This is a genomic window from Kitasatospora sp. NPDC022856, assembly GCF_055561235.1.
This window is the reverse complement of record NZ_JBVHHE010000018.1, coordinates 159566-172714: the sequence shown is the minus strand read 5'-3', so window position 1 is coordinate 172714 and position 13149 is coordinate 159566. Positions and strand designations below refer to the sequence as shown.

Annotated in this window: 11 protein-coding genes and 1 riboswitch; of the genes, 3 read left to right on the top strand and 8 right to left on the bottom strand. The window is 73.2% G+C overall.

All coding sequences use genetic code 11. The annotated features are described in order from the left end of the window. The first annotated feature begins 217 nt into the window (after positions 1 to 217). Positions 218 to 321, top strand: a riboswitch (glycine riboswitch). 239 nt (positions 322 to 560) lie between these two features. Then, positions 561 to 3461: an aminomethyl-transferring glycine dehydrogenase gene (gene gcvP / locus ACZ34W_RS24010; protein WP_329490879.1), complete on the top strand. Its 2901-nt coding sequence runs from the start codon at positions 561 to 563 to the stop codon at positions 3459 to 3461. A 108-nt stretch (positions 3462 to 3569) separates the two neighbouring features. On the opposite strand, the gene ACZ34W_RS24005 is transcribed toward gcvP, so the two are convergent. Next, positions 3570 to 3761: a DUF5999 family protein gene (locus ACZ34W_RS24005; protein ID WP_329490880.1), complete on the bottom strand. Its 192-nt coding sequence runs from the start codon at positions 3759 to 3761 to the stop codon at positions 3570 to 3572. A 350-nt stretch (positions 3762 to 4111) separates the two neighbouring features. After that, the gene (locus tag ACZ34W_RS24000; RefSeq protein WP_352291810.1) at positions 4112 to 4684 is read right to left on the bottom strand and encodes a hypothetical protein; all 573 of its coding nucleotides are present in this window, start codon (positions 4682 to 4684) and stop codon (positions 4112 to 4114) included. Positions 4685 to 5052: 368 nt separating this feature from the next. Between ACZ34W_RS24000 and ACZ34W_RS23995 the strand changes: the two genes are divergently transcribed. Both ACZ34W_RS23995 and ACZ34W_RS23990 read left to right on the top strand, forming a co-directional pair. Beyond that, positions 5053 to 6558 carry a glutamate-cysteine ligase family protein gene (locus ACZ34W_RS23995; RefSeq protein ID WP_465606907.1) on the top strand — a complete coding sequence of 502 codons (1506 nt, stop codon included), beginning with the start codon at positions 5053 to 5055 and terminating at the stop codon, positions 6556 to 6558. Between the two features lie 119 nt (positions 6559 to 6677). Continuing rightward, positions 6678 to 7466, top strand: coding sequence for a CPBP family intramembrane glutamic endopeptidase (locus ACZ34W_RS23990; RefSeq protein ID WP_465606905.1), 789 nt, complete (start codon positions 6678 to 6680; stop codon positions 7464 to 7466). On the opposite strand, the gene ACZ34W_RS23985 is transcribed toward ACZ34W_RS23990, so the two are convergent. The 6 genes from ACZ34W_RS23985 to ACZ34W_RS23960 all read right to left on the bottom strand — a co-directional run bounded on the left by ACZ34W_RS23985 (position 7444) and on the right by ACZ34W_RS23960 (position 13135). Continuing rightward, positions 7444 to 7977, bottom strand: coding sequence for an HAD domain-containing protein (locus ACZ34W_RS23985; RefSeq protein ID WP_465606903.1), 534 nt, complete (start codon positions 7975 to 7977; stop codon positions 7444 to 7446). The two genes, ACZ34W_RS23990 and ACZ34W_RS23985, sit on opposite strands and share 23 nt — an antisense overlap. 102 nt (positions 7978 to 8079) lie before the next feature. Then, positions 8080 to 9357, bottom strand: a complete 1278-nt coding sequence (locus ACZ34W_RS23980) for an MFS transporter (RefSeq protein WP_465606901.1) — start codon at positions 9355 to 9357, stop codon at positions 8080 to 8082. 126 nt (positions 9358 to 9483) lie between these two features. Next, complete coding sequence (locus tag ACZ34W_RS23975) at positions 9484 to 10185, bottom strand: dienelactone hydrolase family protein (RefSeq protein WP_465606899.1); 702 nt, start codon at positions 10183 to 10185, stop codon at positions 9484 to 9486. Between the two features lie 115 nt (positions 10186 to 10300). Beyond that, positions 10301 to 11713: a sugar porter family MFS transporter gene (locus ACZ34W_RS23970; protein ID WP_329490887.1), complete on the bottom strand. Its 1413-nt coding sequence runs from the start codon at positions 11711 to 11713 to the stop codon at positions 10301 to 10303. Between the two features lie 125 nt (positions 11714 to 11838). Then, complete coding sequence (locus tag ACZ34W_RS23965) at positions 11839 to 12462, bottom strand: FMN-binding negative transcriptional regulator (protein ID WP_465606896.1); 624 nt, start codon at positions 12460 to 12462, stop codon at positions 11839 to 11841. 10 nt (positions 12463 to 12472) lie between these two features. Continuing rightward, on the bottom strand, positions 12473 to 13135 hold the full coding sequence (locus ACZ34W_RS23960; RefSeq protein ID WP_329490889.1) for a pyridoxamine 5'-phosphate oxidase family protein: 663 nt from the start codon (positions 13133 to 13135) through the stop codon (positions 12473 to 12475). Positions 13136 to 13149 lie beyond the last annotated feature (14 nt).

Sequence of the window (13149 nt, the reverse complement as noted above, 5' to 3'; positions counted from 1 at the left end):
CTCCAGTGCGTCGAGCCTGCGGAACGCCCGCAGGCCGGCGGCCGGCCCGCCCGTCCCATCCGCCACTTCACACCAAAAGCCATGAACCGGACCGGCGCGACCGGGGTGCGGCCGGACGGGCCCGGTGCTGCGCCGTCCGGGTCACGGACCGGCTGTTCACCTGCCAGGACGCACCCGTGATCGAGGCGCCTGCCGCTGGTACCCTGGGCGCGACCGCCGAGCCCGCTCGGGAGAGTCCCCGAGAGCGGAAGTCGCTGGTCGGGGCGCCGAAGGAGCAACTCCTCCCCGGAATCTCTCAGGCATCCGTACCGTGTGGGATAGGTCACTCTGGAAAGCAGGGCAGGACTGCCGGCGAGGGAGCCGGCGGCACCACCCTCACCGACGGTGCAAGCCGGCGGGGCGCCACAGCGCCTCGCGCGGGTGAAGCTCTCAGGTCCCGATGACAGAGGGGGAGGCCTGTCGGGTCCGTCCGCCCCAGGCCTGTCCGCTGTCGTCCGCAGCGGCGGTGCCGCCCGGCGTGCGTACCCCCGCCGGTCCGTGACCAGGAGGCCTCGACCACCATGAACGCCCAGCCGAACGCGGGACGCACCACCACCCCCGTGACCCTCACCGAGCTCGAGCAGGCCAGCCCCTTCGAGAACCGCCACATCGGCCCCGACGTCGCCGCGCAGGAGAAGATGCTGGCCCAGGTGGGCTACGGCTCGCTGGACGAGCTCGCCGCCACCGCCGTGCCCGAGGCGATCCGCTCCATCACCGGGCTGGACCTGCCCGCCGGCCGCAGCGAGGCCCAGGTCCTCGCCGAGCTGCGCGAGCTCGCCGGTCGCAACACCGTCCTCCAGCCGATGATCGGCCTGGGCTACTACGGCACCTTCACCCCGCCGGTGATCCTGCGCAACGTCCTGGAGAACCCGGCCTGGTACACCGCGTACACGCCGTACCAGCCGGAGATCTCGCAGGGCCGTCTGGAGGCGCTGCTCAACTTCCAGACCGTGGTCTCCGACCTCACCGGTCTGCCCACCTCCGGCTCCTCGCTGCTGGACGAGGGCACCGCGGCCGCCGAGGCGATGTCCCTGGCCCGCCGTGTCACCAAGGTCAAGGGCGGCGTGTTCCTGGTCGACGTCGAGACCCTGCCGCAGACCGTCGCGGTGATCCGGACCCGCGCCGAGCCGACCGGCGTCGAGGTCGTCGTCGCCGACCTCTCCGCCGGCATCCCGGCCGAGATCGCCGAGCGCGGCGTCTTCGGCGTGCTGCTCCAGTACCCCGGCGCGACCGGTGTGGTCCGCGACCTCGCCCCGGTGATCGAGCAGGCCCACGGCCTCGGTGCGATCGTCGCCGTCGCCGCCGACCTGCTGGCGCTGACCCTGCTGAAGTCCCCGGGCTCGCTCGGCGCCGACATCGCCTGCGGCACCTCGCAGCGCTTCGGCGTGCCGATGGGCTTCGGCGGCCCGCACGCCGGCTACCTCTCGGTGCGCGCCGAGTACGCCCGCTCGCTGCCCGGCCGCCTGGTCGGCGTCTCCGTCGACGCCGACGGCAACCGCGCCTACCGGCTGGCCCTGCAGACCCGCGAGCAGCACATCCGCCGCGAGAAGGCCACCAGCAACATCTGCACCGCCCAGGTGCTGCTGGCCGTGATGGCCTCGATGTACGCCGTGTACCACGGCCCGGACGGCCTGGCCGACATCGCCCGCCGCACCCACCGCTACGCCGCCGCCCTCGCCGAGGGCCTGCGGGCCGGCGGCGTCGAGCTGCTGCACGGCGAGTTCTTCGACACCGTCACCGCGGTCGTCCCCGGCCGCGCCGCCGCGATCGCCGAGGCCGCCCGCGCCCACGGCATCAACGTGTACCAGGACGGCGAGGACCGGATCTCGGTCTCCACCGACGAGACCACCACCCGCGAGCACCTGGCGGGCGTCTGGGCCGCGTTCGGCGTCGAGGGCGTCGAGACCCCGGAGAGCGCCGAGGCGCTGCCGGCCGCGCTGTTGCGCGAGGACGAGTACCTGACCCACCCGGTCTTCCACAGCCACCGCTCGGAGACCGCCATGCTGCGCTACCTGCGCCGCCTGTCGGACCGCGACTACGCGCTGGACCGCGGCATGATCCCGCTGGGCTCCTGCACCATGAAGCTCAACGCGACCACCGAGATGGAGCCGGTGACCTGGCCGGAGTTCGGCCAGCTGCACCCGTTCGCGCCGATCGACCAGGCCCAGGGCTACCTCACCCTGATCCGCCAGCTGGAGCAGCAGCTGGTCGAGGTCACCGGCTACGACGCCGTCTCGATCCAGCCGAACGCCGGCTCGCAGGGCGAGCTGGCCGGTCTGCTGGCCGTCCGCGCCTACCACCACGCCAACGGTGACGTGCAGCGCGACGTCTGCCTGATCCCGTCCTCCGCGCACGGCACCAACGCGGCCTCCGCCGTGATGGCCGGTATGCGCGTGGTCGTGGTCAAGACCCTGGTCGACGGCGACGTGGACGTCGAGGACCTCCGGGCGAAGATCGAGCAGCACCGCGACAACCTCGCGGTGCTGATGGTCACCTACCCGTCCACCCACGGCGTGTACGAGACCCAGATCACCGACATCTGCGCCCTGGTGCACGAGGCCGGCGGCCAGGTCTACGTGGACGGCGCCAACCTGAACGCCCTGGTCGGCCTCGCCAAGCCGGGCAAGTTCGGCGCGGACGTCTCGCACCTGAACCTGCACAAGACCTTCTGCATCCCGCACGGCGGCGGCGGCCCGGGCGTCGGCCCGGTGGCGGTGCGCGCGCACCTGGCGCCGTACCTGCCGAACCACCCGCTGCAGTCCGAGGCGGGCCCGGCCACCGGCGTCGGCCCGATCTCGGCCGCCCCGTGGGGCTCGGCGGCCATCCTGCCGATCTCCTGGGCGTACGTCCGGCTGATGGGCGGGGAGGGCCTCAAGCGGGCCACCCAGGTGGCGGTGCTGAACGCCAACTACATCGCCAAGCGCCTGGCCCCGCACTTCCCGGTGCTCTACACCGGTCCCGGCGGCCTGGTCGCGCACGAGTGCATCATCGACCTGCGCCCGCTCACCAAGGAGACCGGCGTGACGGTGGACGACATCGCCAAGCGCCTGATCGACTACGGGTTCCACGCGCCGACGATGTCCTTCCCGGTGGCCGGCACCCTGATGATCGAGCCGACCGAGTCCGAGGACCTGCACGAGATCGACCGCTTCTGCGACGCGATGATCGAGATCCGGGCCGAGATCGACAAGGTCGGCTCGGGCGCGTGGCCGGCCGAGGACAACCCGCTGCGCAACGCCCCGCACACCGCGGGCGCGCTGGCCGGTGACTGGGCGCACGGCTACTCGCGCCAGGAGGCCGTCTTCCCGGCGGGCGTGAACCCGGCGGACAAGTACTGGCCGCCGGTCAGCCGGATCGACGGCGCGTACGGCGACCGCAACCTGGTCTGCTCCTGCCCGCCGCTGGACGAGTACGGCTCCTGAGCCGACTGACGCGGTACGGCAGGGCCCCGGCGGAGTCTTCTCCGCCGGGGCCCTGCCCGTTGTCCTGCGTCGTCGGTGTCGCTCGCGGCCGACCCCGCCGTCGGCCGGTCAGGCGGCGTGTGCGACGGGGCGGCGCGGGGCGATCACCCGGCCGTCGGGCAGCAGTTCGCCGGTGTCCTCGAAGACCAGGACGCCGTTGCAGAGCAGGCTCCAGCCCTGCTCCGGGTGGCAGGCCACCGGTACGGCCGCCTCGCGGTCCTCGGACTCCGCCGACGGGCACTCAGGACGGTGCTGGCACATACGCGTACCCTCGCTTCGCTTGGCGATCCTCCCCGTGGTGCGGCGCCGCCGGGTGACCGGCGGGAGCCGCCGCGGTAGTCGGATCCTGTCCGGCGCCGGGCCAGGTGTGGACCGGCGCTCAAGTGGGTAGGACAGGGGGTCCTTCCACGCTGGTTCCCAGTGTCGGCATCCCGGGGCGATCGCGCAGCAATTTCGTGACATGCGCCACAACTACCGGGCAGAGATCACCCGTTCAGGTGGCAGCAGACGTGAATGAGCGCCGGACGGGTCAAGGGGCGGCTGGCTCGATTCGGCCATGCCCTATGACCCGTCCGGGTGGGTACGGGTGGCGCGGGGGTGACGGGGGACGTTCAGGAGGAGCCGAGCAGCAGTGGCCTGGCGAGCGGGGCGCGGGTGAGGACGGGCAGCAGGTCCGCCGCCGGGTAGGCGCGGTGCGCGGTGACGCCGAGCGGGGCCGGGGCCAGTGGGATCAGCTGATCCGCGTCGGGGCCGGCGTCCGGGCTGTGCAGCCAGAGCGCGGTGGCGTACTGGCCCGGAAAGGTGAGCAGCCGGGGCTGCCGTCGGGTCCGCGAGGTCTGGGCGAGCTGCCAGGCCTGGCGCAGTGCCCGGACGGTGGAGTCCAGGTACGGCCCGGCGGTGAAGTGGGAGAAGACGTGGCCCTCGACGCCCTGGACCACCTCGGCCGCGGCCGCCACCTCGGCGCCGTCCTTGATCAGGAACCGCCAGCCCGTCCGCCGGGCGGCGGCGAGCTCGGGACGGGGCCCGTCCAGGACGTGGACCGCGAGCGGATGCGCGGGCAGCAGCGGGCCGGTCGGATGACGCAGCGCGGCGGCGGCGGGCTGGCGCAGCGCGGTCTCCGAGTCGAGCGCGGCGAGGACCGCGCGCAGGGCGCTGGGCGGGGGCTGGGGGGTCTGCAGAGTCATGGCGGGGTCGCCTCTCCGTGCGAGATCGGCGTGCGAGTGCGGCATACCGGCATGGCGCGGTGTGTCGTCGGTGACGGAACCTGGCCGTGTCCGGTTGTGCATGATCGCGGTGCGGGCGCCGCCGCTGCCGTCGACGAGGGTGTTCGGATCGACAGCGGGCCGGCCTTGGGCGCAGTGCGAATTCTATCGAACAGGTGCACAGGGTGACCTGTTTATCACAGGCGGTGGCGCCGGGCAAGTCGACGGATGTGCTGAAAGACCATCAGTTCCCTTGCATTGCAAGCCGGTCGAAGCGATCGGGTATCGATCTTCGGGGTGGGCATGATGCTTGCACGGTCGGTCGGCCGGCCGCTCAGGAGGAGGGGACCATGGGCGAGAAGGTCGTGGCGACGCGCGCGGACCTGTCGGACCGGCAGCTGTACCGGCGCAAGCTCCAGTCCTGCCAGGACGCGCTGGAGCGGATGCTGCGAGAGGACCGCTTCGACCGGCCCCGCGCCGTGATGGGGCTGGAGATCGAGCTCAATCTGGCCGACGAGCAGGGCCTGCCGGTGATGCGCAACGCGCAGGTGCTCAGCTCGATCGGCTCCAGTGACTTCCAGACCGAGCTGGGCCAGTTCAACATCGAGGTCAACATCGCCCCGCACCGGCTCGCCGGCCACGTCTTCGAGGAGCTGCGCGAGGAGATCGACACCGGGCTGCGCTACGCCGACCGGCGGGCCGCCGAGGCCGGCGCGCGGATCGTGATGGTCGGCATCCTGCCGACCCTGGAGCACGATCACACCGGGCTGGACGCGATGTCCCACAACCAGCGGTACAGCCTGCTCAGCGACCAGATCCTGGCCGCCCGGGGGGAGGACATCACGCTGGACATCGAGGGCGTCGAGCACCTCCAGCTGGAGTCGATCACCATGGTCGCCGAGGCCGCCGCGACCTCGTTGCAACTGCACCTCCAGGTCACCCCCGAGCGGTTCTCCTCGGTCTGGAACGCGGCCCAGGCGATCTGCGGCCCGCAACTGGCGCTCGGCGCCAACTCGCCGTTCCTGTTCGGACGGGAGCTGTGGCGGGAGACCAGGCCGGTGCTCTTCCAGCAGGCCTGCGACACCCGTTCGGCCGAACTCAAGGCGCAGGGCGTACGGCCGATCACCTGGTTCGGCGAGCGCTGGGTGGACTCGGCGTCCGACCTGTTCGAGGAGAACCTGCGGTACTTCCCGGCGCTGCTGCCGATCTGCGACGACGAGGACCCGGTGAAGGTGCTGGCCTCCGGCGGCGTGCCGCGGCTGGCCGAGATGCGGCTGCACAACGGCACCATCTACCGGTGGAACCGCCCGGTGTACGACGTCAGTGGCGGCGTGCCGCACCTGCGGGTGGAGAACCGCGCGCTGCCGGCCGGTCCGACCGTCGCCGACACGCTGGCCAACGCGGCCTTCTACTACGGGCTCGTCCGGGTGCTCGCGGAGCAGTCGCGGCCGATCTGGACCAGGCTGCCGTTCGAGCGGGCCGACGAGAACTTCCGGCAGGCCGCCCGGTACGGCGTCGACGCCGTGTTCCAGTGGCCGCGGCAGGGCCGGGCCGGGCGCGGCGGGGGCCTGGCCACCGTCCCCGCGGTCGACCTGGTGCTGAACGAGCTGCTGCCGATGGCCTACCAGGGGCTGGACGAGTGGGGCGTGGAGCCGGCCGACCGGGACCGCTACCTCGGCATCATCGAGCAGCGCTGCCTGCGCCGGGTCAACGGCGCCTCCTGGCAGAGCGCCACCTTCCACCGGCTGCGCGAGCAGTTCGGGATGGACCGCCCGGCCGCGCTCGCCGCGATGACCCGGCGCTACATCGAGTACATGCGGGCCGGCGAGCCCGTGCACACCTGGCCGGTGGGGTAGGGCCCGGCGGCCCCGTGGCGGGGGCACTCCCCGGCCCTGACGGGGAGTGCCCTGTGGAAGGATGACCGCTCCGGCGGTCGGCCGACGGCCGGAGCGACGCCGGACCGCTGGAGCACCCCGTGACCACCGTCCCGACCCAACCGGAGACCGCGCGGCCCACGCGCCGGCTGCTCGGCGTGGAACTGCTGATCGTCCTCGGCCTCTCCCTCGGGGCCAGCGGCGTCGGCGCGCTGATCAGCTTCACGGGCTCGCTGACCGAGACGCTCCAGCTCGGCCAGCAGGTCGCCACCCTGAACTCCTCACGGGCGCCCGGCCGCCCCTGGCTGGACCTCGCCTGGCAGGTCTACTACATCGCGCGCGGGCTGATGCCGGTGGTGCTGGTCGGCTACCTGCTGGTGCGCGAGGGCACCTCGCTGCGGGTGCTCGGGTTCGACCTCGGGCAGAAGCTGCGCGACCTCGGCCGGGGCGCCGCCGTCGCGGCCGCGATCGGCGGCACCGGGCTGGTGCTCTACCTGGGCTCGCAGGCGGCCGGCTACAACCTGACGGTGGCGCCGTCCGGGCTGCCCGACGTCTGGTGGCGGATCCCGGTGCTGGTCGCCTCCGCCTGGCAGAACGCCATCCTGGAGGAGGTCGTCGTTCTCGGCTACCTGCTGCGCCGGCTCGGGCAACTGGGCTGGTCGTGGCCGGCCGCGCTGGTGGCCAGCTCGGTGCTGCGGGGTTCGTACCACCTGTACCAGGGGGTGGGCGGGCTGGTCGGGAACATGGTGATGGGCGCGGTGTTCTGCCTGCTGTACCGGCGCTGGGGGCGCGTGATGCCCCTGGTGGCGGCGCACGCGCTGATCGACACGGTGGCCTTCGTCGGGTACGCGCTGCTGGCCGGCCACGTCAGCTGGCTGCCCACCGGCTGACCGCCGGGCGGACGGCCAGGGGGCGCGGCGGGCGGGCCAGCAGCCGGTCCACGTGCCGGCGCTCCAGGCCCTGGCCCGGGTCGATGGGCAGCAGGAGGCGGTCACGGCGCCAGATGGCGTTGCGGACCAGGCGGGGCGGGATGACGTCGTCCGTCCAGGCGAACGGCCGGCCGGCGGCGTACCGCAGCAGGGGGGCCCACTTGTGTGCGGAGAACAGCTCCATCAGCGGTACCCGCGGGTCGCCGGGCTGCGGGACGTAGCCGGCGAATCGGACCACCGGCAGCCGGGGCAGCCCGATCGCCGGGGCGATGTGGGTGTTGGCCTCCTCCTCCCAGGTGGTGGCCCAGACCAGTTCGTAGGTGTCGGCCAGTTCACGCAGCCACTCGCCGTGCCGGGCGGAGAGCAGGACGCTGTAGCCGAGCAGGGTGTGCGAGTCGAACCCGGCCTCGGGTCTCGGGCAGACGGGGTTGAGCACCCCGTCGACATCCAGGAACAGCAGTGGCTTCGGCACCGGGCGCCCCCCAGGTCAAGACGTCTCTGTCATCCAGGTCGGACGAGTGGCGTACGCCGGTGGTTGCCCGGCGGAGGGCGCGCGCGGGGGGCGCGGGGGCGCTCAGCCGACGGTGGCGGGCTCGACGGGCCGCGCGACGGAGGCCGGAGCGGAGCGCCGGGAGAGCCGGCGGACCTGCGGCTCCAGCAGGACGAGGGCGCTGAGCAGCAGGCAGAGCGCCGCACAGGCCCAGAGCGCGCCGGTCAGGCCCAGCCCGACCGCGGCCGGCCCGGCCAGCGCGGTGCCGACCGGGGCCAGCGAGAGTGAGCCCAGCTGGTCGTAGGCGGAGACCCGGGAGAACATCTCGGCGGGAATCTCCTGCTGCAGGGCGACCATCCAGTTGACGCCGAACACGGTGACCCCGGCGCCGGACAGGAACATCGCCGCGACGAGTACCGGCAGCGGCGCGGCCAGCGCGAGGGCCAGCGCCGGCAGGCCGAAGAGGAAGACGCCCCAGTTGCCGATCAGCAGGATCCGGCGGGGCTGCCAGCGGACCATCAGCAGGCCGGTCACCACCAGGCCGATCCCGTGCGCGGCGAGCGCCAGCCCCCAGTCGCCGGCGCCGCCCAGTCGTTGCTCGGCGACGATCGGCCCGTACACCGCGTCCACGGCGGTGATGCAGGCCATCAGCACGGCGAACTGGAGCACGATCACCCAGAGCCAGCGGCGGGAGGCGAACTCCTGCCAGCCCTCGCGCAGGTCGCGCAGCATGCCGCCGCCGGCCGCGGCGGGGGCGGCGGCCTCGGCCTCCAGGAAGAACCGCAGGGCGGCGGCGACCAGGAAGCAGCCGGCGTCCACCGCGAGCACCCAGCCGGGGCCGACGGCGGCGGTGAGGGCGCCGCCGAGCGCCATGCCGCCGATCTGCGCGGAGTTCAGCGCGAGCCGGAAGACCGAGAACGCCCGGCCGGCGTGCTCCGCGGCCACGCTCTGCATGATCATGCCCTCGGAGGCGGGGGCGTAGAAGGCGTGCCCGGCGCCGCCCGCCGCGGAGAGCAGCATCAGCTGCCAGAGCTGCGCCTGACCGGCCAGGACCAGCGCGGCCAGGACCGCCTGGGAGACGGCGCTGAACAGGTTGGCGACGACCATGACGTGGTGGCGCGGCAGACGGTCGGCGAGGGCGCCGCCGATCATCAGCAGCAGGACGACCGGGACCAGCCGGGCGGCGGTGACGTAGCCGACCTCGGCGGTGGAGCCGCCGCTCGCCATCACCGCGAAGGCGGTGGCGATCGGGGCTCCGGCATTGCCGAGGCCGCTGACCACGGTGGCGGCGGTCTGGATGCGGAAGTTGCGGCCGGCCCAGGGGAAGCGCCGTCGGTGCGGGGGTGGGGGTTGGCTCTGCACCTGGTGACTATGCCGGGGGACGTGACAGCTGTCCACCGGGTTTCGGGCCTTACGGCGGGGGCCGAGGGGGCGTGCGGGCCTCACGGCGGGCGGCCGGGGCGCGCCGTGCCTCACCGGCGGGCGCGCTCAGCCGAGGTGGCCCCGGAGGAAGCTGAGGGTGCGCCGCCAGGCCGTCCGGGCCTGGAGCGGGTCGTAGGAGCCGGGGCGGTTCTCGTCGTTCATGAAGGCGTGCCCGGCCGGATAGAAGTGGATCTCGGGCCGGACGTCGGTCGCCTCGCCGATCCGGATCGCCGCCTCGTCGACGGCGGCCATCGGGATCGACCGGTCGTGCTCGGCGTAGTGCCCCAGCACGTGGGCGGTGAGGCCCCGGTAGTCGAAGTCCGGATCGGGTGGCAGCCCGTAGAACGGCACCACGGCGGCCACCCGGTCGCCCTCGGCGGCGGCCAGCAGCAGCGCGAAGCCGCCGCCCATGCAGAACCCGACCACGCCGACCGCGTCGCCGACCACGCCGTCCAGGCCGAGCAGGTACCCGACCGCGCCGCGCAGGTCCACCACCGCCCGTTCGACCGGGAGGTCGCGCTTCAGCCGGGCCGCCTCGGCACTGTCGTGGGCGGTCGCGCCGCCGAACAGGTCGGGGGCGAGGACGGTGAACCCCTCGGCGGCGAAGCGGTCCGCCATCGCGGCCACGTGGGAGGTGAGCCCCCACCACTCCTGCACCACCACCAGGCCGGGGCCGACGCCCCGCTCGGGCCGGGCCAGATAGCCGTGGGCCTGGCGGCCGTTGCTCGGGAAGGTGACGTTCTGCCGGGAGCCGCCCTGCTCAGGCATGGCTTCCTCTCGGGACGGGCCGCGCGGCGCGGCGAGGGCTGCTGGGGGCCGGCGCCGAGGGGGCGGCCGGGAGCGTGGTCGGCGCCGGCCCCCCGCGCCGGCGCGGCGCGGCGGATCAGCCCATCTCCTCCAGCGCCCGGCCCTTGGTCTCCTTGATGCAGAAGGCCACGAAGGGGATCGAGAGCAGGGCGAAGGCCGCGTAGATGACGTAGGTCGCCGACAGGTTCCAGTCCGCGAGGTCGGGGAAGCTGACGGTGATCGCCCAGTTGGCGATCCACTGGGCCGAGGCGGCGACCGAGAGGGCGAGTGCCCGGATCCGGTTGGGGAACATCTCGCCGAGCAGGACCCAGACCACCACACCCCAGGAGAAGGCGAAGCAGAACACGAAGACGTGCGCGGCGACCAGCGCGACGGTGGCGTAGGTGTCGTCCAGGGTGGCGGCGTCGCCGGTGCCGTGCCGGAAGGAGAAGGCCCAGGCGGCGGTGCCCAGCGCCAGCGCCATGCCGGCCGACCCGGCCAGCGCGAGCGGCTTGCGGCCGATCCGGTCGACCAGGGCCATGGCGACCACCGTGCCGACCACGTTGACGATCGAGGTGGAGAGGCTGATCAGCAGCGAGTTCGACTCGTTGATGCCGACGGACTGCCAGAGGAAGGACGAGTAGTAGAAGATCACGTTGATGCCGACGAACTGCTGGAACACCGAGGCGCCGATGCCGATCCAGACGATCGGCAGCAGCCCGAAGCGGCCGCCAAGCAGGTCCCTGGCCCGGGGCTTGTGGGCGGATTCCAGCACCGCGCGGATCTCGGTGACCCGGGCGTCGAGGTCGACCCCCTCGCCCTCCACCTCCAGCAGCACCTTGCGGGCCTGCGCCTCGCGGCGGTCGGCGATCAGGTAGCGCGGCGACTCCGGGATGGCCAGCGCCATCAGCCCGTAGACGAGGGCCGGGACGGTCTCGACGCCGAGCATCCACTGCCAGGCCTGGATGCCGCCCAGGTGACCGGTGGAGTCGCCGCCGGCGGCCTGGTTGAGGGCCCAGTTGGCGAGCTGGGAGACGGTGATGCCGAGCACGATCGCCATCTGCTGGAAGGACGCCAGCCGGCCGCGGTAGGCGGTGGGCGCGACCTCCGCGATGTAGGTCGGGGCGATCACCGAGGCGATGCCGATCGCGACGCCGCCGACCACCCGCCAGGTGGCCAGTACCTGGATGCTCGGCGGGAACATCGAGCCGATGCCGCTGATCGCGAACAGCGTGGCGGCCAGCAGCATGGTGCGGACCCGGCCGAACTGGTCGGCGAGCCGGCCGGCGGTCACCGCCCCGCCGGCCGAGCCGAGCAGGGCGATGGCCACCACGAATGCGGTCTCGCCGTTGCCGACCGCGAAGTGCTTCTGGATGCCGGTCACCGCACCGTTGATCACCGCGCTGTCGTAGCCGAACAGGAAGCCGCCCATCGCGGCCGCCGCCGAGATGAAGACGACGTGTCCGAGATGCGCCTCGCCGGAGGCCGGACGGGATGTGGCTGTGGACACGCGCGCTCCCCGGGTGGACGGGCCCGCCGGCACAGCCGAGGGGGCAGGATTCGTCACACATTCGATCAGCGGCGTCCCGGCTTCGCCCGAAATCGAGCCGATCGGGTGACTTGGCGTCAGCGCTGCTACCCCGTGCGCCGTGCGTTACGCCTGAGGAGCTGGGTGCGGGCGGCGGCGTCCAGGCCCCGGTCGCGTTCGGCCAGCCGGTCGGCGACGGCCCGCTGTTCGGCCGCGCCCTTCTTGTCGTCGTACTTGAACTTTGCGCGCACCGTGCGGACCGTCAGCCGCAGCCCGCGCAGGCCTGACAGCAGCGGGCCGAAGGGCGCCTCGCCGGGGGCCACCCGGGTGTCCGGGGTCTCCGGCTGGAAGTGCGCCAGCTGCCGGTTGAGGATCGCCGCCTTGCCGGCCGCGTCCTCGACGATCTCGGCCGTGCAGAGGAACTGGACGGAGGCGTAGTAGCTGGTCGGCGTACCCGGCTCGCCGCGCCAGTGGCCGGGGGCGAAGGCGTAGTCGTCGGTGACCGCGAGGGTGACCTCGGGGTCGGCCCGGACGGCGGCGAACAGCGGGTTGGGCGCGGCGAGGTGCAGCAGGATCTCGCCCCGCTCGACGTCCAGCAGGAAGTGGGTGGGGACCAGGACGGGCCCCTGGCCGGGCAGGCCGTTGGCGGCGAGCAGGCCGAAGTCGCGGCCCTCGGCGAGCCAGGCCCGCCACTCGGCCTCGTCACCCCGGTCCCAGGACCTGATCAGCATGGGGAGCCCCTCAGCGGGTGAAGTCGCGCAGGTGGGCGGGGAGCGGCACGGCGGTGGAGGCGTCCGGCACGGGGGCGCCGTACACCGTGGTCACCGGCACGACGCCGGCCCAGTACGGGAGGTCGAGGTCCGCCTCGTCGTCGTCGGCGTCGTCGGCGCGGGTCTTGGCCGAGACCTCGTCGAGGTCGAGCCGGACGACGGCGGTGGCGGCCAGCTCCTTGGCGTTGGCCGGGCGGACCTCGGCGGAGCGGCCGGGGACGGTCTGGTCGACCAGCGCGTCCAGCGCGACCGACAGCTCCACCGGGTCGGTGACCTGGTGGGCCGTGCCGTGGGCGACCACCGAGCGGAAGTTGATCGAGTGGTTGAACGCGGACTTGGTCAGCACCAGGGCGTCGACCAGGGTGACGGTGACGCAGACCGGCATGCCCTGGTCGCCCTTGGCGCCGCGCAGCGGCCGGCTGCCGGTGGAGCCGTGGACGTAGAGGCGGTCGCCGACCCGGGCGAAGATGGTCGGCAGCACGACGGGGGCGCCGTCGACGACGAAGCCGAGGTGGCAGAGGTAGGTGCTGTCGAGGATCGCGTGGATCGCGTCCCGCTCCCAGGTGGCGCGGTCCTTGTAGCGGGTGGGGGTGGTGCGCGGGGTACGGGCGTAGGACGCGGTGCCGTCTGACATGACAACCTCTATGT

Excerpts from the sequence above, each read along its gene's own strand:
- ACZ34W_RS24000 (WP_352291810.1), bottom strand. The coding sequence starts at position 4,684 with ATGACTCTGCAGACCCCCCAGCCCCCGCCCAGCGCCCTGCGCGCGGTC.
- ACZ34W_RS23960 (WP_329490889.1), bottom strand. The coding sequence starts at position 13,135 with ATGTCAGACGGCACCGCGTCCTACGCCCGTACCCCGCGCACCACCCCC.
- gcvP (WP_329490879.1), top strand. The coding sequence starts at position 561 with ATGAACGCCCAGCCGAACGCGGGACGCACCACCACCCCCGTGACCCTC.
- ACZ34W_RS23995 (WP_465606907.1), top strand. The coding sequence starts at position 5,053 with ATGGGCGAGAAGGTCGTGGCGACGCGCGCGGACCTGTCGGACCGGCAG.
- ACZ34W_RS23975 (WP_465606899.1), bottom strand. The coding sequence starts at position 10,185 with ATGCCTGAGCAGGGCGGCTCCCGGCAGAACGTCACCTTCCCGAGCAAC.
- ACZ34W_RS24005 (WP_329490880.1), bottom strand. The coding sequence starts at position 3,761 with ATGTGCCAGCACCGTCCTGAGTGCCCGTCGGCGGAGTCCGAGGACCGC.
- ACZ34W_RS23965 (WP_465606896.1), bottom strand. The coding sequence starts at position 12,462 with ATGCTGATCAGGTCCTGGGACCGGGGTGACGAGGCCGAGTGGCGGGCC.